The organism is Paenibacillus sp. 01T431 (assembly GCF_056398625.1).
The window spans coordinates 1-25,394 of sequence record NZ_JBFTPT010000011.1 but is presented as its reverse complement, the minus strand read 5'-3'; the positions used below and the strand labels follow the sequence as shown (position 1 = coordinate 25,394).

Annotated in this window: 21 protein-coding genes; 20 read left to right on the top strand and 1 reads right to left on the bottom strand. The window is 43.3% G+C overall.

What is annotated here, in order from left to right:
- Window positions 1-15 precede the first annotated feature (15 nt).
- The 19 genes from AC1DM9_RS20105 to AC1DM9_RS20015 all read left to right on the top strand — a co-directional run bounded on the left by AC1DM9_RS20105 (window position 16) and on the right by AC1DM9_RS20015 (window position 23,393).
- Window positions 16-495, top strand: coding sequence for a PH domain-containing protein (locus AC1DM9_RS20105; RefSeq protein WP_441876940.1), 480 nt, complete (start codon window positions 16-18; stop codon window positions 493-495).
- Window positions 488-2,020, top strand: coding sequence for a PH domain-containing protein (locus AC1DM9_RS20100; protein ID WP_477581822.1), 1,533 nt, complete (start codon window positions 488-490; stop codon window positions 2,018-2,020). Before AC1DM9_RS20105 ends, AC1DM9_RS20100 begins: the two co-directional genes overlap by 8 nt.
- A 147-nt stretch (window positions 2,021-2,167) precedes the next feature.
- The gene (gene sigY, locus AC1DM9_RS20095) at window positions 2,168-2,701 is read left to right on the top strand and encodes an RNA polymerase sigma factor SigY (protein WP_477581820.1); all 534 of its coding nucleotides are present in this window, start codon (window positions 2,168-2,170) and stop codon (window positions 2,699-2,701) included.
- Window positions 2,688-3,026 (top strand): YxlC family protein, encoded by a 339-nt coding sequence (locus AC1DM9_RS20090; RefSeq protein ID WP_441876931.1) that lies wholly within the window; start codon window positions 2,688-2,690, stop codon window positions 3,024-3,026. Before sigY ends, AC1DM9_RS20090 begins: the two co-directional genes overlap by 14 nt.
- Window positions 3,014-3,235: a sigmaY antisigma factor component gene (locus AC1DM9_RS20085; RefSeq protein WP_441876928.1), complete on the top strand. Its 222-nt coding sequence runs from the start codon at window positions 3,014-3,016 to the stop codon at window positions 3,233-3,235. Before AC1DM9_RS20090 ends, AC1DM9_RS20085 begins: the two co-directional genes overlap by 13 nt.
- 37 nt (window positions 3,236-3,272) lie before the next feature.
- On the top strand, window positions 3,273-3,482 hold the full coding sequence (locus tag AC1DM9_RS20080) for a PLD nuclease N-terminal domain-containing protein (RefSeq protein ID WP_339207436.1): 210 nt from the start codon (window positions 3,273-3,275) through the stop codon (window positions 3,480-3,482).
- Window positions 3,479-4,429 (top strand): ABC transporter ATP-binding protein, encoded by a 951-nt coding sequence (locus AC1DM9_RS20075; protein WP_477512801.1) that lies wholly within the window; start codon window positions 3,479-3,481, stop codon window positions 4,427-4,429. Before AC1DM9_RS20080 ends, AC1DM9_RS20075 begins: the two co-directional genes overlap by 4 nt.
- Window positions 4,426-5,271, top strand: coding sequence for an ABC transporter permease (locus tag AC1DM9_RS20070; RefSeq protein WP_441876922.1), 846 nt, complete (start codon window positions 4,426-4,428; stop codon window positions 5,269-5,271). The genes AC1DM9_RS20075 and AC1DM9_RS20070 overlap by 4 nt, the downstream gene beginning before the upstream one ends.
- 104 nt (window positions 5,272-5,375) lie before the next feature.
- On the top strand, window positions 5,376-5,759 hold the full coding sequence (locus tag AC1DM9_RS20065) for an ATPase (RefSeq protein WP_339207439.1): 384 nt from the start codon (window positions 5,376-5,378) through the stop codon (window positions 5,757-5,759).
- 148 nt (window positions 5,760-5,907) lie between these two features.
- Complete coding sequence (locus AC1DM9_RS20060) at window positions 5,908-8,991, top strand: ATP-binding protein (protein ID WP_477581817.1); 3,084 nt, start codon at window positions 5,908-5,910, stop codon at window positions 8,989-8,991.
- Window positions 8,992-9,050: 59 nt separating this feature from the next.
- Complete coding sequence (locus AC1DM9_RS20055; protein WP_477582057.1) at window positions 9,051-10,157, top strand: response regulator; 1,107 nt, start codon at window positions 9,051-9,053, stop codon at window positions 10,155-10,157.
- A 169-nt stretch (window positions 10,158-10,326) separates the two neighbouring features.
- A complete protein-coding gene (locus AC1DM9_RS20050) occupies window positions 10,327-14,751 on the top strand; it encodes an Ig-like domain-containing protein (RefSeq protein WP_477581815.1) in 4,425 nt (1,474 codons plus the stop codon).
- 265 nt (window positions 14,752-15,016) lie between these two features.
- A complete protein-coding gene (gatC, locus tag AC1DM9_RS20045) occupies window positions 15,017-15,304 on the top strand; it encodes an Asp-tRNA(Asn)/Glu-tRNA(Gln) amidotransferase subunit GatC (protein WP_477581813.1) in 288 nt (95 codons plus the stop codon).
- A gap of 35 nt (window positions 15,305-15,339) precedes the next feature.
- Entirely contained in the window at window positions 15,340-16,797 is a 1,458-nt protein-coding gene (gene gatA, locus AC1DM9_RS20040) for an Asp-tRNA(Asn)/Glu-tRNA(Gln) amidotransferase subunit GatA (protein WP_076271889.1), read from the top strand.
- A 36-nt stretch (window positions 16,798-16,833) separates the two neighbouring features.
- Window positions 16,834-18,273, top strand: coding sequence for an Asp-tRNA(Asn)/Glu-tRNA(Gln) amidotransferase subunit GatB (gatB, locus tag AC1DM9_RS20035; RefSeq protein ID WP_339207443.1), 1,440 nt, complete (start codon window positions 16,834-16,836; stop codon window positions 18,271-18,273).
- Between the two features lie 148 nt (window positions 18,274-18,421).
- On the top strand, window positions 18,422-19,132 hold the full coding sequence (locus AC1DM9_RS20030; protein WP_076271891.1) for an MgtC/SapB family protein: 711 nt from the start codon (window positions 18,422-18,424) through the stop codon (window positions 19,130-19,132).
- Window positions 19,114-21,039, top strand: coding sequence for a DUF4097 family beta strand repeat-containing protein (locus AC1DM9_RS20025; protein ID WP_477512796.1), 1,926 nt, complete (start codon window positions 19,114-19,116; stop codon window positions 21,037-21,039). The genes AC1DM9_RS20030 and AC1DM9_RS20025 overlap by 19 nt, the downstream gene beginning before the upstream one ends.
- 77 nt (window positions 21,040-21,116) lie before the next feature.
- The gene (perR, locus tag AC1DM9_RS20020; RefSeq protein WP_076271893.1) at window positions 21,117-21,551 is read left to right on the top strand and encodes a peroxide-responsive transcriptional repressor PerR; all 435 of its coding nucleotides are present in this window, start codon (window positions 21,117-21,119) and stop codon (window positions 21,549-21,551) included.
- Window positions 21,552-21,770: 219 nt separating this feature from the next.
- Window positions 21,771-23,393, top strand: coding sequence for a glycosyl hydrolase family 18 protein (locus tag AC1DM9_RS20015; RefSeq protein WP_477581810.1), 1,623 nt, complete (start codon window positions 21,771-21,773; stop codon window positions 23,391-23,393).
- Window positions 23,394-23,563: 170 nt separating this feature from the next.
- On the opposite strand, the gene AC1DM9_RS20010 is transcribed toward AC1DM9_RS20015, so the two are convergent.
- The gene (locus AC1DM9_RS20010) at window positions 23,564-23,923 is read right to left on the bottom strand and encodes a YgzB family protein (RefSeq protein WP_076271895.1); all 360 of its coding nucleotides are present in this window, start codon (window positions 23,921-23,923) and stop codon (window positions 23,564-23,566) included.
- A 153-nt stretch (window positions 23,924-24,076) separates the two neighbouring features.
- On the opposite strand from AC1DM9_RS20010, the gene AC1DM9_RS20005 reads away from it, so the two are divergent.
- Window positions 24,077-24,961, top strand: a complete 885-nt coding sequence (locus tag AC1DM9_RS20005) for a nucleotidyltransferase-like protein (protein ID WP_441876898.1) — start codon at window positions 24,077-24,079, stop codon at window positions 24,959-24,961.
- Window positions 24,962-25,394 lie beyond the last annotated feature (433 nt).

The following is a 25,394-nucleotide window of genomic DNA, read 5'->3' as shown; positions in this document are numbered from 1 at the left end:
GGGGAAACGATAGAAATGAATCGAAAGTTAACGAATCGGCTTCATCGTGATTATATTACGGTTTATCGCATTAGTGAGCTAATTACGAACGGTATTTTTCTCGCTTTAATCATCGCCTATTTTTCTTGTGCAACGATTTGGGATTGGACGCTAATACCAGGATGGATCGCATTATCCATTTTTGCCATCTCTTTTATTATGTTCACTTGGGTTATTCCAGAAATGAAGTATACGCGATTTTCATATGAGCTATTTGACGATGAGCTTGAAATTCAATCAGGTCTTATCTTTTTGAGCAATGTTCTTGTTCCGATGGTACGCGTACAGCATGTCGAGCTTGAGAGCGGTCCTCTGATGCGGAAGTATGATCTGGCTAGCGTATCAATAGTTACAGCTGCTACAACCCACCGAATCAGTGGTTTGAAGCAAACGGAAGCAGAGCAGTTGAAACGTAAAATTGGAATTTTGGCTAAGGTGGATGATCAGGATGAATGATCGCCGCACGCTTCATCCAATTTATATATTGTTCGGACTGCTGAATACGATTAAAGGTTTTATTCCTGTTATTTTGATCGGCGTATTGAAAGGGACCAGTTGGACTAATTTGAATTGGTACTGGTATACCGGGGCAGCCGTGTTATCTGTCGTATTATTAGTCTTTAGTTTTTTTGAATGGAAGCGTTTCGGATTTTGGCTGGAAGAGGATCGTATTATCATTCGAAAAGGCTTGTTGTTCAGGGATGAGAAAACGATCTACTATACACGTATCCACTCCGTTAACGTCGAGCAGCCACTTATACAGCGGATACTCGGGGTTGCTCAAGTGAAGATCGAGACGCCTGGCGGCAATAAGAAGGCAGATGGGATATTGCCGGCACTCTCTATAAAAGAAGCAAATGACATCCAATATATGCTTAGAAAACAAGCATCGTCGATCGTTGTACCGACTGACCCGGCTGCTGAACATATCGCGGTCAATGAACAGGCTGATGAGCAGGTTGTTGTAAAAATAAACAATAAGCCGCTTACACCGCAAGCTCCGACTGTCGAGGCCAGTACCAAAAAATCGGAGATAACGTTATCGGCTGCGCAGCTTCTTCAAGCAGCTGCGACATCGACTAATTTTGGTCTCGTAGCGGCGTTTTTGGCGGGTTTGTTTTCTTTTGCAGATGATATTATCAATCAGCTTCTCCCGGATCACTTTTTTGAAACGGTTGTCGAGGATTCAACTAGTTTAATGCCAAGCTACATACTCATCGTAATTGTTGTCGTTATTGGAATTGTGCTGGCATGGCTTCTGTCTATTGTTTTGTACGTGCTGAAGTATAGCGGCTTCTCCATTAAAAGAGATGGCAGGCAAATTGCAGTTTCTTATGGTTTACTTGAGAAAAAATCGTTTGTTTTTGACCCGAAGAAGGTTCAGGCGGTTATCGTCAACGAAGGACCGCTCCGGCAGGCGATTGGTTATGCGGAAATCCAGCTTCAAATCGTATCATCGGACAAAAAGGAACAGCTTATGCTGCATCCTTTTCTGAAGTTTTCCGATATTCAAAAAGTACTCGATGAATTTGTTCCTCAAATGAACATTCCTTCGAGAGCTAAGCTGATCGGTGCGCCAAAACGTGCCTTCATTTATTACGTTAGAATCGAATTATTGATTACTCTGCTTTTATGTACCGCATTGATCGTATTATTTAAAGCAGATGGGTTATGGTCGCTAATACTGTTGCCGCTAGTTATTTTGTGGAGAAAAAGCTGCTATAACGCTGCGGGGGTTCATTTGGGAGAAGGCCAGTTAACGCTTCGCAATCGTTTTTTATCACGATCTACTTATATGGTTAGGCGCCCGCAAATTGTAACGATGAGAGTAAGCCGCTCCATTTGGCAGCAGAAAAAAAATCTGTTTGCAATAGCGGTTCGGGTTCTGGGCAGCCCTTACGAATATCGTGTGAAATCACTCGATCGTGCGGACTTGCAGCCTGTATGGAATTGGTACAGCCGCAGTCATAACAAACAATAGAATATGGTTTCCATTCAACAGCTGCGGAAGAGCTACTATTTCCGCAGTTGTTTTATTTTAAAAAAATAAATTTAAAAGCAAATGAACGAAATGTGCTAGTGAACCGTCTAAGCTACAAGTGAATGAAAAAGAGGAGGTTGCGCGCTCGTGCATGACGAGACGAAGCTAATTAAGCAAGCAGTTCGCGGCGATTCGCGAGCGCTCTCGGAACTGCTGCGACAAAATTATTCATTTCTGTATCAATACGCACTTAAAGTAACGATGAACAAAACACGTGCGGAGGATGTCACACAGGAAACGATGCTGAAAGCGATTGAAAAAATACCGACCTTTCAGATTAAAGCCAAATTTTCTACTTGGCTTATAACGATAGCATCGAGGCTCGTTGTTGATCGAATTCGGCGAAACGAGCTTGAAAAGCATTGGGTGCAAGAGGAGCAGTCGCTCAGGTCCATTCGCTACAATACTTTGCAGCGAGGAGATGAATGGCCCGAGGCGCTTCAAGCATTAGGTGATCTGAATAGCGATACTCGAATACCGGTATTGTTGAAATATTATTACGGCTACTCACAAGAGGAAATCTCCTCGATGCTGGATATCCCAGTAGGGACAGTAAAATCAAGGCTGCATAATGGGTTAAAGCAGCTGCGGAAGGAGCTAACGGAGCATGAAGAAGCTTAAAGAGGAAACAGAGGATCAGAAGTGGTTCGATGATCAACTGCAAGAGACATTAAATCGATTTGATGCTATTCATGCACCGCATGTTCCAGAGCTGCAAAGATTCGAGGACATGGTGGATGCGCATAAGCAGCAAATGAAAAGAAAGCTATGGAAGGATCTTTTGATTTTTTGGCTGTTAGCTTGTTTAATTTTTGGAATGATGATGTGGATGTTGGATCGTAACTTGGTATGGTTCGCTGTGCTTCAAGTGGTCATTGCCGTTGGAGGCATAGGTTTTGTTGGCATAACGTTTGGTCGAAGGAAGGTGCGAACATGGAAGAGCTGAAGATCATACCGATTTGGGGATGGATTTTGCTTATCTCTGTCTTGATCGCACAATCAACGTGGCTATTCATCGATGCTCGTAAAAGGGACAGTATGCCTTGGTTTTGGGGGTTATGGGGTTTGATTCAGGCGCCGATGCCGCTTCTCTTTTATTTTATTTTTGTGCGGAGCGGATGGTTTCCACGTCGCCGTGGAAAAGGAAATGAATAGCCTGATCATTTTTAAATCGAACTAAGGGGGCTTTAAAATGAATAATCAAATCGAATTATCGGATATATTACCTATCATTGCACCAATAATCGTTATTCAATTGATCTTAATGGTGATTGCATTGGTATTGTGTGCTAAGGCGGAGAGTACACGCGGTCCTAAGCTGATGTGGGTTTTAATTATTATATTTGTAAATATTTTTGGCCCGATCGCCTTCTTTATTGCTGGAAGGAGGAATGAAAGATGAGCGCATTGCTTCAGGTGAAGGGACTCACAAAAACGTTCGGTACAGTTGATGCAGTAGCTGGAATCGATTTTTCGATTGCGACAGGCCACTGTGTTGCCCTTCTAGGACCGAACGGAGCAGGGAAAACAACAACAATTAAAATGATTACAGGCCTGCTTAAGCAGACGGCAGGACAAATGGATTTTATGGGATCTGCTCAAGCAGGCAATCATCGTGAGTTGATTGGATACTTGCCGCAATCACCGTCGTTCTATAATTGGATGACTGGAATGGAATATGTGATATATGCAGGTAAATTATGCGGTCTCAGCGCTGCAGAGGCCAAAAAACGAGCCAAAGAGTTGCTGGAGCGTGTCGGGATTTCCTCTGCTGCGAAGCGGAGAATAGGCTCCTATTCCGGAGGCATGAAGCAGCGCTTAGGTCTGGCTCAAGCGCTTGTCCATCAGCCTAAGCTGCTTGTTATGGATGAGCCCGTTTCAGCGCTTGATCCGATTGGACGCAGAGAGGTGCTTGAATTGCTGCGTGAGCTGAAGCGGGAGACGACGGTGCTTTTCTCGACGCATGTTCTGCATGATGCCGAGGAACTGTGTGATGATGTCATTATTATTCGGAATGGGAAAGTTGCGCTGCAAGGAGCGATTGAGAAGATTCGCAATGAGCATCGCAAACCGATCATTGAGCTTCAGATTGAACGTGATGCAAATTCAGAACGCTGGTTATCCTCTTATGTAGAGCGTATCCAGCCGGCCCTTACGAATAGCGGCAAAACTAGTCTCTTTCAAGATGTTCAATTGCACAATGGAATTGCACGATTTACTGTAAACGAAGTGGATGCAGCTAGACGGAGTTTGCTTGAAGAATTGACGAGAGAACAAGTTAAGGTAAGCAAATTGGAGATTGGTCATTCATCATTGGAGGATTTATTTATGAGGGTGGTGACTGCATGAGTACAAAAGAAATGAGTCGTTTACAGACAGTTACTGTTCCTTCAGCTGGATCGTCAAGCTTTACTCGATACATGGTTATGGTTCAAAAGGAGCTTCTCGAACTTATGCGAAGCTTTAAGCTGCTATGGGTGCCATTAGTATTTATATTGCTCGGTATTATGCAGCCGGTATCAACCTATTTCATGCCGGTCATATTGGAGAAGGCAGGAAGTTTGCCGGAGGGAACGGTTATCGAAATTCCTACGCCGCTCGGTACTGAGGTTCTTGCACAAACACTGCAGCAATTTGGCACACTAGGGGTTCTTGTTCTCGTGCTCGTTTGTATGGGGACGGTGTCTGGTGAGCGTATCAACGGCTCAGCATCACTTATTCTTGTAAAGCCGATTTCGGTATTATCTTACATCTGCTCCAAATGGACAGCTATCGTTATGCTTACCTGGGGTTCATTTATAGCGGGGTATCTTGCTTCTTGGTACTATACAGGCTTGTTGATCGGCGATGCTCCAATGGATAAGGTGTTTAACAGCTTGCTTATCTACGGTTTATGGCTCACCTTTGTAGCAACGATTACGCTCCTTTTCAGCTCGCTGCTTCGGAGTCCGGCGGCTGCGGCGTTCTCGGCATTGGGGGGAGCTGTCATTTTATCCATTTTGACGGGGCTGTTTCCTAAGGCACTGGGGTGGAGTCCAGGCGCATTAAGCGGTTTTGCCTATCAAGCCGCGGTATCAGGTATAGAAAATAATAGTCGATTCGGTTGGTCGATTTTGATCACAATGATATGTATTGCAGCGTCTATTTGCTTATCAGCAACGGTTCTTCGCAGAAGTTCAGCTGTTGAATAATGTAATTATTCCGTCTATCAACTCTCTTCGATTGGACACCGCTATCATTTTTTAGTAGGATAGTAGTGAAAGAATCAGCGGCGAAGAAACAGGAGTTGAGGACGATGCTACAGCTAGGCACAAAGGTCGTCATTGTGGCTGACCAATATGAACAAAACCTGCCCATCGGGGAACATGGTTATATTATAGCTTACGACCGCAATGCGGATAATGTATTTGATTACGTGCTCAGAGTACCCTCTGCGAATCGTAATTTCCTTATTCCTGATGAAGATGTAGAACTTGAAGAGGTACTCATTCAAGATGAGGTTGACCGCATTGAACGTGAGGCTTTAATTGATTTTGCTCTTGCTACACATAATGAAGAATTGTTTAAACGAATTATGAACGGCGAAGAAGAAACGGAAGCGGAGCCAGAGAGTACGGCTACGGAGACGCTTAGCCCAGCGGACTTTATTCGTCAGGTTAATTTAAAGGCTTGGATTTAAAAGAATAGCTTGAGCTTTGGACTGTCCTGTAAGTCACTTTGGTGACCGCGGAACAGTCTTTTTTTTGTGCCTAGAATTATAGAGATTTATGTGAGCTTGTGGTGATAAAATGGACGAAATGTTATGAACCGTGGAAGGGGCTGCTGCATTGCACAGAGAGAGCGTTAAAAGATTGATCAAAATAGCAGTATTTCTACTCATTACAATTGTATTGACAGCCAGCCTGCAGGCATTAACGCAATCTAACCGAGACTTGCCGCAAGCAAAGCGGGGAGTGCTGGATTTATCTAATTGGAGCCTTGAGCAGGATGGCCCTGTTTTTCTTGATGGTGAATGGGAATTTTACGAAGGACAGCTGCTTACGCCTGCCGATTTTCACCAAAACAATTCGGGAATTTCTTATTTATCTGTACCTGCTACTTGGACAGGGAAAAACGCTAAAGGAGGTATGGCTCGAAAAGGCTTTGGGACATATCGTCTAAAGATTCTTCTCCAAGATGAAAAGGAAGGTATGGGTCTGAAAACAAGAAGTATCCGAATGGCTCATCGGTTATTTATTAATGGCAAATTGGAAAGCGAAAGTGGACAACCATCCTCGAGCAAAAAATTGAACATACCTGGAAATACGCCTTCTAGCGCTTTTTTTCAAACCGAAACGAGGGAAGTTGAGCTTGTCATTCAGGTATCCAATTATGTGTTTGTCACCGGGGGGATCGTTAATTCGATTTCGTTCGGATTGGATTATGATATTAGCAAGATGAATGGCAGACAGCTAGGCATAGGAATTGGACTTGTTTTGATTATGGGTATGTTCGGGGCGTATCATCTTATCTTTTATTATCTTGGACGGAGGAATAAAGCTTACTTGCTTAGCGGATTGTACCTGCTAATCTTGTCTTTAGAGCGTTCACTGAATGGTGAGAAAATATTTCAACAGCTGCTTCCGAGCATTCCATTCGACATCACTTATAAGCTGCTTGATTTGAGCCAAGTTTTAAGTGCTATGGTCATTATTATATTTTTTTGTTCATTTGATGCAAGGCTATTGTCGCCGAGAAACTTAAAGCTGTTTCAAACGCCATTCATCCTTTATATTGCTGCTGTTTTGCTGCTGCCGTACAGCGTTCACATTAATGTAAAAGGTTTAACTTTATATTATTTAGGGCTGTTGGTGTCGTATATCATTTTGAAAATGGCTGTATTTTACATACGCAGTGAGAGTACTTCGTCTGAAGGGAAAGAATGGCTTCTGTTCATTGGGAGCGGCGTTTCTTTGATGGTTTTTCTCCTATACGATGGTCTCTACTCGACGAATGTCGTAGACACTAATTTAGTGGGAACATTCGGTATTATCGGATTTATTGTCATTATAAATATTTTGCTCGCTGTAAGATTTTCGAATGCCTATGAGAAAACTGAAATACTCTCCCGTCAATTGCTCGTTTCCAATCAACGGAAGGATGAGTTTTTGATGAGTACCTCTCATGAGATCAAAACACCTCTGCACGGTATTATGAACATGACAGCTCATTTGCTTGAGGATGAGGATCATAATTTGCAGCCAAAGCAAAAACAAAATCTTTGGTTGATCAAGGATACTTCCACTAAACTGTCTATGTTAATTCATGACTTAATTGATGTAAGCCGCTTGAAGCATGGAGAATTAAGGCTGCATATGACAGTGGTGGATTTGCGAGTAGCCGTTCAGATCGTATTTGATGTGCTGCAATTCGAGCTAGCTGGGAAGTCGGTGCGATTAGACAATCAGGTGGAAGTGGATATTTGGGTAGTTGCAGATGAAAGCAGACTTAGACAGGTACTCTATAATCTGATTTATAACGCAATTAGGCATACAGAGAACGGCTGGATAAGGGTTAATTCGAGGTTGTTGGACAATAGGGTAGCTATCACTGTTGAGGATACGGGAAAAGGGATTCCGAGCAATAAATTTTTGAAGGTTTTCGAATATTTTGAGCAGCTGGAAGAAACGCTTCCGACGGATGGTTATATGGGAATGGGAGTTGGTCTGTACATTAGCCGCAAGCTGGTTGAGCGAATGGACGGCGAAATTCGAGTGGATTGGTCCGAGATCGGTGAAGGAACTCGTATGCTCTTTACACTGCCTAGGGCTTTAGACATTCAAGGCTATCGGGAAGCTTCGGCATCCTCAGAAAACGAAATGGTGCAGCGAGTGACAGCTGATCACGCCTCGCTCGACGTTATAGGCTATTATGATCGTACCATTTTAATAGTGGATGACGAGGCCTCCAATATATATAGCTTATTACATATATTAAAGCAGCATCGATACAATGTGATTACAGCATTTTCGGCTAAAGAAGCGATGTTCAAGATGGACGAGCATCCTCGTGTGGACCTTGTTATTTTAGATGTCATGATGCCGGGTACTTCTGGTATTGAGCTATGCCGTACACTGCGAGACCGCTATTCTATTCTAGATTTGCCCATTCTCTTCGCAACTGTTAAGGACACACCTGCAGATATTGCGTTAGGTTTCAGGGCAGGTGCTAATGATTATATAACGAAGCCATTTGATGGTGAGACGCTGCTTGCTAGAATCCAAACATTGATTGCAATGAAAACCTCTATTCAGGAGGCCATTCAAAATGAGCTAGCCTTTCATCAGGCTCAAATTAAGCCTCATTTTTTGTTCAACGCGTTAAGCAGCGTTATTTCCTTCTGTTATACAGATGGAGAAAAAGCAGCCTATTTATTGTCGATGCTAAGTCAATATATACGCTACATTTTAGATACGGATCGATCTAATTTAGTCGTTCCTCTAGACCGTGAGCTTGAATTGATTCATGCCTATGTTGAGATCGAAAAGGCTAGGTTTGGAGAGCGGTTTACTTTTATCTCTCATGTAGATGAAGGTCTTCAAGATGTAGAGATTCCTTCTTTATGCATACAGCCCTTTGTTGAGAATGCGATCCGTCACGGGTTGTTTGATAAAGAGGGAGAGGGCACTGTTTCATTAAAGATTAATGAAGGACATGGCTATATACAAGTAACCGTCGAGGACGATGGTGTTGGAATTTCGGATATTCTGCTGAGTCAAATAACGAGCGGAGAGAAGCGGGATGGGGGCATTGCCATCGCTAATATTCGAAAGCGGCTAGAGGCCATTTCTGGTGCTGCATTCACCGTTCATTCAGAGCAAGGGAGCGGAACAAAGATAACGATGTATTTGCCTTATGGTATCGTAGGGTGAATAATCATGACGCAACACTTAGACGATATTTTGGATGAAGGATTAAAGGGGTGAAGATTATGTTTCGGGCTGTCATTATTGAAGATGAGAAGCCGATATTGGAATTGATGAAGGTTATTTTAGGACGGAATACTAATTACACCATTGTGGGAGCTTTCACTAATCCTATTGAAGCACTAGAGAAGATGGAAGACATTAAGCCCGACGTAGCTTTCATAGATGTGGAGATGCCTAAGATGAATGGGCTTGAGCTTGCACGGAAAGTACGAGCGTTAACGATACAGACAGAAATTGTTTTTACAACTGCTTACAAGAACTATGCTCTGGACGCGTTTGGAGTAGAAGCGATTGATTATATTTTAAAGCCAGTAACACCTTCAACAATTGAACGGGTGACAGAACGTTTAGTTAATCGGCAGCGCGCAACTACAATGGTCATCCCTCAAAAGGATTTATTTATGATCCAATGTTTTGGTGGGTTCGAGGTTCGCAATTCGGAAGGGGTTCCTGTACATTTTCGGACACGCAGGGCTGAGGAACTGTTTGCCTATTTTCTGTGTCATTCGGGACGCAATATTAGCAAATGGCAGGTAATGGATTTGTTGTGGCCGGATATGCCGGAGGAGAGAAGCTCTTCCAATCTATACAATACAATTTATCTTATGAAAAAAATATTGAAAGAAAATGAACTCGGCATGAGCATTCGCAAAATGAATGATGGCTACATGATGGAAACGGGAAACCAAATGTATGATGCGCTAGCGTTCCAACGCTCAAATGTCTCTTTTGCCGAGGGGAAGCTGGATAGGGAGCAAATGGAGTATTTATGTGCGCTGTATCAAGGGCCGCTGCTGGATGGGAAAACCTATCTATGGAAAATACCACTGGAGGAAGCTTATTTTAAACAATACTCCACGATGACCAAAAAGCTAGTCGAAGATGATTTATTATCGAATGACTGGAATCAAGCGGAGCATCGCCTGGGCAAATATTTGGCAGTTTATCCGCTCCATGAAGAGATGAATCAGCTTATGATCGATATTTATGAGAGACAAGGGAACAGAGAGAAGATGCTTCGACTATATACGAAATATGAGAGGGCCAGCCGCGAAGAGCTTGGAATAGAGCCGTCTTTGGATATGAAGAGCAGGTTATCTACGTTTTAGATTTATTAAAAATATAGTTATAAACCATTAGAGCAGAGGAGTGTCCTCTGTTCTTTTTTTGTTTTTTCGACATGTTGTGACGAATTGTGAGATTTTGTTGAGTTCTACTTGATAAGATTCTTCCAAACATGGTAATAGCCAATCACACGGTGGGAGAGAGGTCAAAAATATGCTTAGTTTAGTAAGGTCCAAGAAGATAATCAGTATGATTCTATTCGCGCTGATGGTCAACCTATGCTCGTCATTGTTTATGGAGGATGGGAGAAAGGTAAATGCGGCTGGAGCTGGAGAAGTTTCTGTATTTAAAAAAGCGTATATTACAAGCTTTATCAATGGTACTGTCGATGTTGTTAATCTATCGGATCTGACTGTAGAAAAGGCTAAAATCACGGTAGGAAACCAACCGAACAGCGCTGCGATCAACCCCAATCAGAAGCAGGTGTTCATAACCAACAGAGCAAGCAATACGGTCTCGGTTATTGATCCGGCGAAGGATGAGGTAATCGCGACCATACCAGTTGGAGTTCAGCCTCATGGCGTTGCCTTTAATAAGGATGGAAGTAAAGCTTATGTGGCAAATGACTCAGGAAGCTCGATTTCAGTTATAAATACAGCCTCACTTGTAGAGGAGAAAAGAATATCCGTAGCTACGCCTATAGCGATGGCATTGGTTGGGAATGATCTTTATGTTACTAGTAGAACCGGAAAACTTACCATTATAGATATAATAAGCGAAACAGTTGTGAAGGAAATTACCATTGAGGGGGAACTCTACGGACTCTCGGTTAATCCCTCAGGCACAAAGGTTTATGTGGCTAACTTAGTAACTAATTTCGTAAACATAATTGATACGAGTTCAAAAACTCACGAAGCGGATATACCGGTTGGCAGCAAGACAACTGCAACAGAAGTTAGTCCTGATGGCAGTAAGATATTTGCAGCACATGGCTATAATGACTCTGTGTCAGTAATCAATGCGGCAACCCTTAAAGTGGATGCTACCATAAATGTTGATGCTAACCCTTACGTCATCGGCCTTTCCAAAGATGGTCTTCAAGCGTACACGATTAATTATGGCTCGAGCAATATGAGTGTTATTAATACAACGACAAATACGGTCGACAAAACAATTGAGCTCAGTGCGGGACCTTTTATGGTCGGAACCTTTATGGTTCCTGTTGCTGTTGCGTTGGATGCTGAACCATCTGAACCATCCGAGCCAGCAGATAACCAAGTACCTGTTGCGACAGCACTAACTCCTGTTAAAGGTGCACAGAATGTTGGTGTGGATACTAATCTTAAATTAACGTTTGATGAGAAAGTAAAGGCATTGGCGGGTAAAAAGATAACGATTTGGAAACCTCGGGAATTATCAATGATTAACGGACCAGATTATCCGATCTTAATAAGCGATGCAACGTTAGTAGAAACAATTGATGCAGGTGATTCGACAAAGGTAACAGTCTTGGATAATGTAGCAACGATTAATCCAGCAGCGGATCTGGAATATCAGACGAATTATTTTGTGAGGATTGAACGATCTACTTTTACGGATATTGCAGGGAACGGCTATGCTGGATTATCAGCTGATGTCGAAATTCATGATGGTCAAGTACAGGATACAGTTACCGAATCATGGCATTTCAAAACGGGTAAGGCAGCAGATACATTCGGCCCGGTGGCTACAACATTTGTACCCGCGAAAGCAGCTGTGGATGTTTCCATCAGTACGGACATGACATTAACGTTCAACGAAAATGTGAAGGCTGGAACAGGCAAGAAAATAAAGATTTTTGAACCGGGCAGAGCCACACCGGATGGAACAAATCCAACGGCTCCAATTTTGCTAGAAGAAATATCTTCAACAGATACGAGCAAAATAACGATTTCTGGGAACAAAGTTACCATTAATCCAACGAAAAACATGAAAAACAATACCTATTATTATATTCTCATGGATAAAGGTGCGTTTCAGGACATATACAATAATGATTTTGATGGCATGTTCCAATTCATTCAGTTAATGAACGAAAACGTAATGTATATGGGCGAGCCAGGAAAGATATGGTTTTTTAAAACAGAAGCTGCACCAGACACAACGGCGCCTATAGCTACTGGATATTCACCAGCGAATAATGCTCTTGATGTGGCGGTAGATGCGAGTTTGCAGCTGACTTTCAGTGAGATCGTGGAAGCGATGGCGGGCAAAAACATTAGCATCCGCAAAGCAAGTGATGATAGTGTTGTTGAAACCATTGCGGCTAACGATACTACAAAATTGACACTAGCAGGAACTAAGGCGACCATTAAACTGTCAGCTAATTTAGCCAATGATACGAGCTATTACGTTCTAATTGATGATGGAGCCTTTAAGGACAAAGCTGGCAATACGTATAAGGGCATTACAGGAAAGACGATCTGGAGCTTCAAGACAGCAAAGAGTGTTTCGGCACTAACTGTCACGTCTTTATCGCCTGTTGATGATGCTTCAGCAGTTGCCACTAACTCCGATTTGTTGCTAACTTTTAGCGAGAATGTACAAGTGATTCCGGGTAAAAAGATTTTTATCAAGAAGCAATCCGATGACAGCATTGCTCATACTTTTGAAATTAGCAGCATAAGTGATGTAAATGTATCGGGTAATAAAGTAAAGATAAATCCTTACCTAATGGTACCGGATGCTCCAGGGAATTATTTGGAATACAATACTGCTTACTATGTTCAAATAGAAGCGGGAGCACTGAAAAGCACGACCAGCAGTGCACAATACGCAGGTATTGCAGACAAGACAACTTGGAACTTCACTACAGGCGCTGCTCCGGAAAAAAACGAACTGAAGGTTACAGCGTACTCACCTGCCGGAGGGTCAAATAGTGTTTCTCAGAGTACAGCTCTAAAACTGACGTTTAGCACAAATGTTCAGGGAGTAAACGGCAAGAGCTTTGAAATTAGAAAGAAGTCTGACAATAGCGTTGTCCATAAAGTGAGTATCGGAGAAATGGGAGTCGAGATATCGGGAAATACGGTAACGATCAATCCTCCAATCCTCCCGCAACCTGGCAATGGGCCTAAGGTCGAATATTTGGAGCCAGATACAGAATATTACGTCCTAATTGCAGCTGGAGCTTTGAAGGATAAAGACGGAAACAGCTATGCGGGTATTTCTGATAAATTAGTATGGACCTTTACCACGGAGCCAGATTTGGAACTGGATACAGACGGAGATGGTATTCCAGATTCGACTGATCCAGACGACGACAACGACGGATTGACGGATGAGCAAGAAACTAAACTAGGTACATATCCAAAAGATCCAGATACCGACAAAGATGGAATCAACGATAAAGACGATCCATTTCCAACGGATGCAGCTAAGCCGGGTACAGTAAACGGTGAGCTGGATACAGACGGAGACGGCATTCCAGACTCGACTGATCCAGACGACGACAACGACGGTTTGACGGATGAGCAAGAAGCGAGAATAGGTACGAATCCAAAAGATCCAGACACCGACAAAGATGGAATCAACGATAAAGACGATCCATTCCCAACGGATGCAGCTAAGCCGGGTACAGTAAACGGTGAGCTGGATACAGACGGAGATGGTATTCCAGACTCCATTGATCCAGACGATGATAACGATGGATTGACGGATGAGCAAGAAACTAAACTAGGTACAAATCCGAAAGATCCAGACACCGACAAGGATGGAATCAACGATAAGGACGATCCATTCCCAACGGATGCTTCTAAGCCGGGCAAAGTAAACGGTGAGCTGGATACAGATGGAGATGGCATTCCAGATTCGACTGATCCAGACGACGACAACGACGGTTTGACGGATGAGCAAGAAAAAGCAATTGGAACGAATCCAAAAGATCCAGACACGGACAGAGATGGTGTCAATGATAAGGATGATTATTATCCGTTGGATCCAACGAGATCCAGTTATTCAGGCAACAACTCGGGCGGCAACGTGACGCCAAAGCCCGATAAGCCTGATCCGGTTGAAGTTCCAGATCATAAAGAAGTCAAAGCTTATATTATTGGTCATCAGGACGGAAGCTTTAAACCAGAGAAAGGGATTACACGTGCTGAAATGGCAGCGATACTTGTTCGCATACTGGGCAAGGAAGCTGAATTATCTTCCGTGAGCAGCACGGGCGTTGATGCTGAGCATTGGGCTGCAAAATACATTGCAATTATTACCGAATTGGGTTTAATGGTTGGTTATCCAGATGGCAGCTTCAAACCAAATCAGACGATCACTCGTGCGGAAATGGCTGTTATTATTAATCGATTGATGGAGCATATTGAAACCGGCGGCAAAAGCTTCTCTGACATTAATGGGCACTGGGCACAAACAGCCATTGATCAGGGGACTGCAGCAGGAATTTTCAACGGATATAAGGATGGTACATTTGCGCCAAACCGCGTTCTTACGAGAGCAGAAGCTGTTGTCATATTCAATAGACAGCAGGGCAGATCTCCTCTAGCAGGAGCAGATCAACAATGGAGTGACGTTTCGCAGAAGCACTGGGCGTATGAAGATATTCAGACTGCGAGCATCGACCATGAGATTAAAGAGCAATAATGCTAACGGTCATCTAGAGCATTTCAGTAAGAACCTGATTCTCTAAAACTAAAAAGCAGCCTGCCTCACAACAGCTTAAGTTGTGAGAGTGGGCTGCTTTTGTTTGTTTGATAAACGATTGCTTTTACGCCCAACTCTTCTGTTGGAGATCCAGTTCCTTTTATGTGGAAATTAAGAAGTGATTTGCCGTTTACATTGATGTTCTCCCTGTATGTGAGATATAATAGGAAGAATGATTACAGGAATAGGAAAGGAAGAATACCTGATGAGCATTTCACCTAAGGATGTAGACCATGTAGCAAGACTTGCGCGGTTAGAGCTATCCGATTCGGAGAAGGATCAGTTTACGGACCAGCTCAATGCGATTTTGAAATATGCGGAAAAGCTAGAAGGCTTGGACACGGAAAATGTTGAGCCAACCAGCCATGTGCTCCCTATAACGAATGTAACGCGCGCGGATGAGAAACGCCCGTCGCTGCCGATCGAGAAGGTTTTGCTCAATGCGCCTGATGAAGAAGATGGACAATTTAAAGTACCTGCGGTGCTTGAATAATACGAATGGGTTTAATTTGAAGGGAGGAACTACTGTTGGCACTGTTTGATTTGCGCCTGCAGGATGTACATAACAAGCTTAACAATAAGGAACTGTCTGTTTCTGAGCTGGTTAGCGCATCATTTGCGAGAATTGCGGAAACTGAGCCTGCTATTAAGGCTTTTATTACATTAAATGAAGAGAATGCACGCTTGCAGGCTTCCGAGCTGGACAAGCAATTGCAAGAAGGCGGCGACCAAGGTTTATTGTTTGGATTGCCGGCGGGTGTTAAGGATAATATTGTGACTGAAGGTCTACTGACCACTTGTGCGAGTCAGTTCTTAAGCAATTACAATCCTATCTATGATGCCACTGTTGTTCGCAAGCTGAAAGCAGCTCAGTCGGTAACGATTGGCAAGTTGAACATGGATGAATTTGCGATGGGCGGTTCCAACGAGAACTCCAGCTTCTATCCAACTCGCAATCCATGGAATACGGATTATGTTCCAGGCGGCTCAAGCGGCGGATCGGCAGCTTCGGTTGCTGCTGGACAAGTTTATTTCTCGCTTGGCTCCGACACTGGCGGCTCGATTCGTCAGCCAGCTGCTTATTGCGGTATCGTTGGCCTCAAACCAACATATGGCCTAGTATCACGCTTTGGACTTGTTGCTTTTGCATCTTCTTTAGACCAAATCGGTCCGCTTACCAAAAATGTTGAAGATTCCGCATTTGTGCTGCAAGCCATTGCTGGTTACGACACAAGCGACTCTACATCAGCGAATGTGGATATTCCAGATTACACAGCAGCTCTTACAGGTGATGTAAAAGGTCTGCGTATCGGTGTGCCTAAAGAATACCTAGGAGCTGGTATTGATCCGCGTGTGAAAGAAGCGGTACTTAAAGCGCTGGCAGTATACGAATCACTGGGCGCGACTTGGGAAGAGGTTTCACTTCCGCATACGGAGTATGCAATCGCTACTTACTATTTGCTTGCTTCCTCGGAAGCATCGTCAAATCTAGCTCGTTTCGACGGCGTACGTTACGGTGTACGTGCGGAAGATCCTGCAAATCTCATTGATTTGTATAAGAAATCCCGCAGCGAAGGATTTGGCGCTGAAGTAAAACGCCGGATTATGCTTGGAACATATGCTCTAAGCTCTGGCTATTATGACGCATATTATTTGAAAGCTCAGAAGGTGCGTACACTTATCAAGCAGGACTTTGACCAAGTGTTCAGCCAATATGATCTCATCATCGGACCTACGGCTCCGACACCTGCGTTCCGAATCGGAGAGCAAGTTGGAGATCCATTAACGATGTATTTAAACGATATCTGTACGATACCGGTAAGCTTGGCTGGCGTTCCTGCCATTAGCGTTCCTTGTGGAACGGCAGATGGCTTGCCGATTGGCTTGCAAATTATCGGGAAAGCGTTCGACGAATCGACGGTGCTGCGCGCCGCTCATGCGTTCGAGCAGCATACAGAGCATCATAAACAACGTCCGCAGCTATAAGCGGATCTATATACGTTTACGAAGGGATCGATACGAATGTCTGAACCGAACAAATACGAGACGGTTGTCGGGCTGGAAGTCCATGTGGAGCTGCATACGAACAGTAAAATCTTTTGCGGCTGCTCTACGGCTTTCGGCGCGCCGCCGAATACCCATACCTGTCCAGTATGCCTTGGACATCCCGGCGTTTTGCCGGTATTGAATCGCCAAGCCGTTGAATATGCAATGAAAGCGGCAATGGCTTTGAACTGTCAAATTGCAGATATCAGCAAGTTTGACCGTAAAAACTATTTTTACCCCGATTCGCCAAAAGCGTATCAGATTTCGCAATTCGATCAACCGATTGGTGAACATGGCTGGATTGATATTGAAGTGGGCGGAGAAACCAAACGAATTGGGATCACAAGGCTGCACCTTGAAGAGGATGCAGGCAAATTGACTCACGTCGATGGCGGTTATGCATCACTTGTCGATTTCAACCGTGTAGGTACGCCGCTAATTGAGATCGTATCAGAGCCTGATATTCGTACACCTGAGGAAGCTAAAGCATACCTCGAGAAAATCAAAGCCATCATGCAGTATTGCGACGTTTCTGATGTGAAGATGGAAGAGGGCAGCTTGCGCTGTGATGCAAATATAAGCCTTCGTCCATACGGACAAAAGGAATTTGGTACACGTGCGGAGCTTAAGAACATGAACTCCTTCCGCGGCGTTCAGCGCGGCCTTGAGTATGAGCAGTTCCGCCAAGCGGAAATTCTCGACAGCGGTGGTGAGGTCATTCAGGAGACTCGTCGTTTTGACGATGCACTTGGTAAGTCCTTCTCTATGCGCGGCAAAGAAGAAGCACATGATTATCGCTACTTCCCGGACCCGGATCTAGTACAGCTTCATATTAGTGAAGATTGGAAGCAAAGCATTCGTGCGACAATTCCAGAATTGCCTGATGCGCGCAAAGCGAGATATACGGCTGATTACAGCTTACCTTCCTATGATGCTGAAGTTATTACTTCATCTAAGAAGCTTGCTGATTTCTTCGAGGAGAGCCTTTCCTACACGAAGGATGCCAAATCCGTATCGAACTGGATCATGGGTGATTTGCTTGGTTATTTGAATGCCAACGGTCAAGAAATTACCGATGTGAAAATTACTGGACAAGGCCTAGGTGAAATGATTGGTTTGCTTGAGAAAGGCACAATCAACGGTAAAATTGCCAAAACGGTATTTAAAGCGATGCTGGATTCAGGCAAGCTACCACAGCAGATTGTAGAGGAACAGGGTCTCGTTCAAATCAGTGACGAAGGCGCTATTCAAGCCATCGTTAACCAGATCGTTGAAGCAAATCCGCAATCTGTTGAAGATTACAGAGCAGGTAAAGATAAAGCAATTGGTTTCCTTGTTGGTCAGGTTATGAAGGAATCAAGAGGGAAAGCAAATCCTGCACTCGTGAATAAGCTGCTTGTAGAGCGCTTGAAATAAGAGCAGTTGCACGCAAAAAGACGCGGTTCATCAACATGATGAACCGCGTCTTTCTTTTTGAACATCACTCTGGACAGAAGACCTGTAAGCTCCATACGCTGCATACAATTATGTTACAATAGCGAATATAGAAAGGTCGGGATTGTTTATGCTGCTAAGTACACTTCATAATCCTTGGTATATTAGTGAACTTCATATTTTATTAAGGCTGCTGCTTGCCTTGCTATTGGGCGGACTTATTGGCTTCGAGCGAGAACAGTCGAATCATGCTGCTGGACTTCGAACGAATATTCTAGTTTGTTTAGGTTCTTGCTTGTTGATGCTGCTATCCATGTACGGTTTCTCAGCATTTGTCGACGAGCCTAACGTACGGGTTGACCCAGCGCGACTTGCAGCCGCAGTTATTACAGGCATTGGATTTCTAGGTGCAGGTACTATTTTATTTACCGGAAAATCAATAACGGGTTTAACGACAGCGGCGTCCCTATGGGTCGTTTCTGCAATTGGATTAGCAGTCGGAGCAGGCTTTTATTTTGCATCAGCTACCGCAACGATCATGGTTCTTGTAACATTATGGGCGTTTAATAAGCTGGAAAAAAGGTATATTAGTGCAAAGAAAGAGCACTTGCTCAAAATAAAAGCTAATAATTTATCTCAAGCTATGCTTGAATTAAATAGCCTACTGACTGATCGGAAAATCATCATGAGAAAAATGCTGCTGGAAGAATGCGAGGGTGAAGAGGAAGGCGAGCAGATTTTGCTGCAGGTGTATATTACACTGCCTAAATCAGAAGCATTGTTAGTGCTCCTCGATAATATAAAGCACTTGGAGGGTGTACGTTGGGTCAGCTCAGAATAAAACGAATAAAAAATAGACTTCTCACCGTATTATTCGCATTTGCTATGCCAGGAGCAGGACATATGTATACGGGACAGCATCCGAAAGGCTTACTGTTAATTGCGGCCTTTTGGCTGGATTTGACGGCGATTGTAAGGTTAGCCGATTCAGATGGCGGCAGACATTTGCTGTTGATCGTTTATTTAGGTATTATGCTTCCTATCTTTTATTTTATTAGCGTGTTTGATTCCTTGCAAAGCGCGGATGTCGATAATAACAACCCCGTTGCACTGAATCGCACACATGGTATTTTACTTTTGGCGGCGGGAAGCGTCATGCTTATTTTAGTGAAGCCTCCACAAGCGATTTTACCCTGGATGAATGAACTAGCGGAGTTATGTGTTGGCCCGATTATTATAATCGCTTCAATATTGCTGCTGTCACGTTCAAGGAAAGGAAGAGTTACTATGTTTAAGCTGGGACGCTTTACAGCAGCGGCACTGGTATTGGTCGTGGGAGGATTGCTTCTCTGGGATCAAATTCAAGGACGGAATGATATTTCATTGCTTGGTCAATGGTGGCCGGTTATTTTTATATTGTTAGGTTTAGAAATCATTCTATACAGCATAAAGTTTAAAGACATAGAAAAAAAGCTTCGATTTGATATTGGAGGCGCGATGATTGCTGTTGCGATTTCGTTGACCGCTTACGTTGTGACCCAATACGCGGATATTCCTTATCGTTGGCTGGATCAATTTAATGTTGATTTGAACGGGGCAGCAGAATTTGGAGAAGAGAAAGGATTTCATTATGAGAAGACCATCATTAAGGTTCCTTTAGATGAAGCGATTTCTCTCATTCGTGTTGTTAATCCCAATGGGCAAGTAACCATTCGATCGGGTGACGTACAGGAAATAGAGCTTTTGACTGCTGTATGGGTTGATGTGCCAGGCAAAACGGAGGCTGATGCGATCGCAGAGCAATCAACCGTCAAAATTAATCCAGGCGCTGAAGTAACGTTGGAGGCGAAGGGTCAAACCTATGGCGCTAACGGCAGCAGAAAACCGAGAATGAATATGATTATTACCGTACCAATGTCTTTGTCTGATCAGGTTGAGGTTAATCAACAGCCTACAGAAACACCGTTATCCTTGGGTTCGGAAAGTATTGATACGATTGGCGAAGAAGTTGATGCGGGAGCATCTGATGTTGATTTGAACGATCAGTCCGCAACTGAAAAGCCTACGGATACAGATGCAGGTTTAAATGGTCAATCTGAACAACCGCCTCAGAATGCTGAGGAACAGAAGCCTGTATTAAAGATGAAAGTTGAATCAGGCAATGGTTCAATTGAAGTCATGAATTTGACGCTGCCAGGCGGCCTTGAGCTCCGAAGCAATAGCGGAATTGTTTCCGTAAGCAACATTAAAGGTCCTATCTCCGTCAAAGGTAATAATGGCGGAATTAATGTGAAAAGCATAACCGGTGATACCAGTCTTGAAACAAAAAATGGTACGGTTACTGCAGATTCTATTGAAGGTAAGCTTTATGCCAATACACTCAATGGCAGTTTGGAGATCAAGCAGATTGATGGAAACATTGAAGCAGAAACAAAAAACGGGAAAATCAAAATGGACGGTGCAGGCGGTTCTGTTAAAGCGGATACGCTGAATGGGAACATTGAACTAAGCAGTGCTGAAGTTAGCGGAGATTGGGATCTCGATAGCTCCGTCGGAGAGGTAAAGCTTGCAATACCGGCGAATGCTCATTTTACGATGTATGGATCGGTAACTTTCGGTAATATTGTGTCCGATTTGCCGCTTGAAGTAAGTAAGAAAACGATAAGAGGCACTATTGGCGACGGCACTTTCAGGATTCAGATTAATGCTACGAACAGCATTGCAATTAAGCAATTTGGACTATCCTAAAAAGGCGCTTTCATTGACAAACTCTTAAATAAGAACGTACAATAGCTTTAATAACTTTAAGGAAGGGCGTGAGGGGAATGGGAGCCAGCGTTAACTTAGCACTTGAGCAACTGAAGATGAATGGCGTCCGAATGACCCCGCAACGTCACGCCATATTAAGCTACTTGATGGACTCGATGTCGCATCCGACTGCAGATGAAATTTATAAAGCGCTCTCACCAGTTTACCCGAGCATGAGCGTAGCTACCATATATAACAATCTGCGTTTATTTGTAGAAGCTGGATTAGTGCGTGAGCTGACTTATGGCGATGATTCAAGCCGGTTTGATTCGGATTTATCCGATCATTACCATGCCATTTGCAAAAATTGCGGTTCAATCGTCGATTTTAATTATCCACCGCTGCTTGAGGTAGAACGTGCAGCGTCACGTGTAACAGGTTTTGTGGTTGAAGGACATCGGATGGAAATTTACGGTGTTTGCTCGACTTGCAATACTAAATCAGCGAAATAATTGGCGTTATGCCTACAAGAACGTGCCGGGAAGCGATACAACGCTAATCTGCACGTTTTTTAATAGTCGAATAGTATTTTGAAGTTAACATTACAGGAGAGTGATGACTTGGAAACGATGTACAACCGAGCGCCACGCCGAAAAGGCAACAGAGGTGTTCGGAGCATAATATTGTTGTTTTTGTTAGGAGTAATAGCTGTCTTTTGTTGGTATGGATATATGCGTTTTATTCCAAACAATGAAAAGGTAGAACCAAATTATAAGTCAGAGCATCCTATATTTATTCAAGGCGTTGAAGCGGAGCAAGGAGCTATTATCGAAAATGATGAAGTTAAGCTGCCGCTTTCGGTGCTGGAGCAGGTATTAGGAGCGGACAAGCCTATAAGATATGAGCCTGATTCAGGTTCAATCATTTTGACAACTGCCAATAAGGTGCTTCACCTCAAGACGGATTCTTTAACGGCGACTATCAACCAAAAACCATATGATCTAACGATTACTGCAGAAACGTCTAATGATACGGTCTATATTCCTGCAGAACCTTTGGAGGAGTTATATGGGCTGAAAGTAGAATTCGTAAAAGAGACAGGCACAGTAACGCTGCTGAATGCAGGAGACATGGTTCAGCTCGCTGAGGCTACACCTGAGAAAGGGGCGGCTATTCGAACCAAAGCGACTATTCGAGCGCCTTTTGTTCAAAAAGTTCCTCAATCACAGTCAATAAGAATTTGGAAAGAGCAGGAAGGTTGGCTGCTTGTTCAAAACAGCGAAGGCATCATCGGTTTTATGAATAAAAAAGATGTGAAGCTTACTTCTATTGAGAAAATGCCCGAGCAGGCGTCAGAACCTCCATTTATTGCGTGGAAGGTGCTCGGCAATAAAATTAATATGACATGGGAAGCTGTTTATCAACGGAAAATCGATACTGCCAAAATAGCGCCGATGCAGGGAGTAAATGTCGTAAGTCCAACCTGGTTTGAACTTGCCGACGACAAAGGAACAATAAAAGGCAAGGCTGATCCCGCATATGTAAAATGGGCACATCAGCAAGGGATGCAGATTTGGGCGCTGTTCAGCAATAGCTTCGAGCCTGATCGAACGACAAAGGCATTAGCGTCAGTGGAAACTCGGTTCTCGATGATACAGCAGCTGATCGGCTTTGCTCAAGTATATGGATTGCAAGGGATTAATTTAGATTTTGAAAATGTACACACGTCGGATAAAGCTAACTTTGTACAATTTGTTCGGGAGCTGACTCCGCTTTTACACGAGCAAGGCTTGGTTGTCTCCGTGGATGTAACGCCCAAGTCGAATAGTGAGATGTGGTCGCTGTTTCTTGATCGTGCAGCGCTTGGCAATGTTGTAGATTATATGATGGTCATGGCTTACGATGAGCATTGGGCTGCGAGTCCAAAATCGGGTTCGGTAGCATCGCTGCCTTGGACAGAGAGTTCTCTTGTTCGTATCATGCAGGAGGATGCAGTACCAGCAAGTAAAATTATTTTAAGCATGCCTCTGTATACCCGGATATGGACTGAAAAAAAAGGGGAAGACGGTAAAATAGACGTTTCCTCAAAGGCAGTAGGCATGAAGAAGGTTAATGAGATTATTACGACTAAGAAACTTAAGCCAGTGTTTGATGCAAAAGCAGGTCAGAATTACGTGGAATATACGGAAGACGGAAATTTGATGCGAATATGGATTGAGGATGAAGTATCCATTAAAGCTCGAGTAGCGCTTGCGCGTAAATATGATTTAGCGGGTGTAGCAACATGGCAGCGTGCGTTCCAAACGGAAGCTATTTGGAAATCTATCGACGATTTTCTTAAGCTTAGGCCATAATTCATTTATAAATGTTAAATAAGAAACGCCTCCTCACATGTGAAGACATGGAGGAGGCGTTTCTTATTTTTATAATGCTGCGATCAAAAGTTGGTTTTATTAGCTTTTTACCTTCTTAGTAGAATAAAGGTTGTTTCCTAAGAAAGAATCAACCGTATATTCACTATAGGTTAAACTTGCTGTTCAGAAGGAGTAGTTGTTGCTTGTGCAGGATCAAGCGTAAGTATCGTTTTGCAATACATACAACGATCTGTTTTTCCAAGCATCTTGGTTGGACGCGAGCATTCTGGACACTGAAGCATTGTGGCGCTTGTTGACATCATGCCAGCCCAGAAATAAACGGCTACGCTGATTAACAAGGAGATCATGCCGATTACCATGAAGATAGCAGCAATAATTTTGCCTGCTTGTCCCCAAAAAACAATGCCGGCTGTTCCGAGTATCATGACTCCCATGCCAACAAGGGTGAAAACGAGTCCCCATAGACGGAATTCATTGATTTTGGCTGACTTGAAAAAGAACTTATTCATGTATTCATACCCTTCCTATGACCAATGACTTATGATTTTGAAACAGTTTCTGAGTTAGTAAGCAGGAATGTGCCTCCAACCTGTCGAAAAAGAATAAAACTGTAGAATATTATTATAGCGTAATAAAATGTGATTAGCTATATGGAGGAACCAGTGGAACATATAAAAGCGTACTTCTCGGACAGCTATCGAGATGAACCTCATTTAATCGGTTTGGCTGTTATTGAAAACCCATATCCTTATAATCCTTTAGCTGATGGATTAGATTCATTAGTACTTGTTGTAATGAATGAAGAGATTGAGCGGAATGATACGGAGCATGTCCAAATCGAGGATCAACGGGTATTGATTCGAACGATTGATTCGAATGGATTGAGTGAATGGTTGTCTGGTGGCGAAAACCGCAATATTATCGAATGGCTAGTTCGGGGGGAGATCTTGGTGGATCGCGACGGCTATCTGAGCAGTGTTCGTGAACGTCTGCTTCAGTTTCCTGCTTCAATGCGGGAGCAAAAGCAGTTTGCTGAATTTACGGGTTTCTTAAGAACGTATTTACAAGCAAAGCAGGATCTATTGGATGGTAATTTGTTGGATGCATACAGTCATGTGCTGACAGCCTTGCATCATTGGGCTCATATCGTTCTTATAGAAGAAGGAAGGCATCCTGAGCTAACCGTGTGGAAACAGCTGAAGCGAGTTCACCCAGGAATATATAAGCTCTACGAGGAGCTAACGGTAAGCCCAGAAACATTGGAGCAACGAGTACAATTAGTTATGCTTGGCTGCGAGTTTTCCGTTATGAGCAAAATGAAAACAAGCTGCGCGTTATTATTTAATATACTTGGCAGTCGCGAAGAGCCTTGGAGTATTGCGGAGCTGCAATCACACTCCACATTAAATATTTTGCATGGTGATTTATCACTTGTTCTTCAGAAGCTTGTAAAGCGGGAGTACATTCGTGAGGTTGCTGTTATGAATGAAGCAGGAGATATAGGTGCGCTTGAACTTCGATATATGAACAACGTGAAAACAAGCTAATGATTCAACCGTTTATAATAGTAGAAGCGCATGTCATGCCCTATGTTTATAGAGGCAGGCATGCGCTTCTTTTGTTTAAAATAAAAAGTAGAAAACATGCTTGACTTATATTAGTATCAGATGATATATTAGTACTCGCCGCTTTTACAGGATACATAATCGCGAAAACGACATTTTAAAAAAAATGTCGAAAAACGAATAAAAGTACTTGCAAAGAGATAGGCAAACGTGATATATTATAAAAGTCGCCGATACGAAATACGCGGTTGACACGAAAGAAAAGATTGCTCTTTGAAAACTGAACAACGAGTAATAACTGCCTTGCAAATCCTTCGGGATGAGCAAATATAGCGATAAAAGTTATGAGCAAGTCAAACACCAATTTGGAGAGTTTGATCCTGGCTCAGGACGAACGCTGGCGGCGTGCCTAATA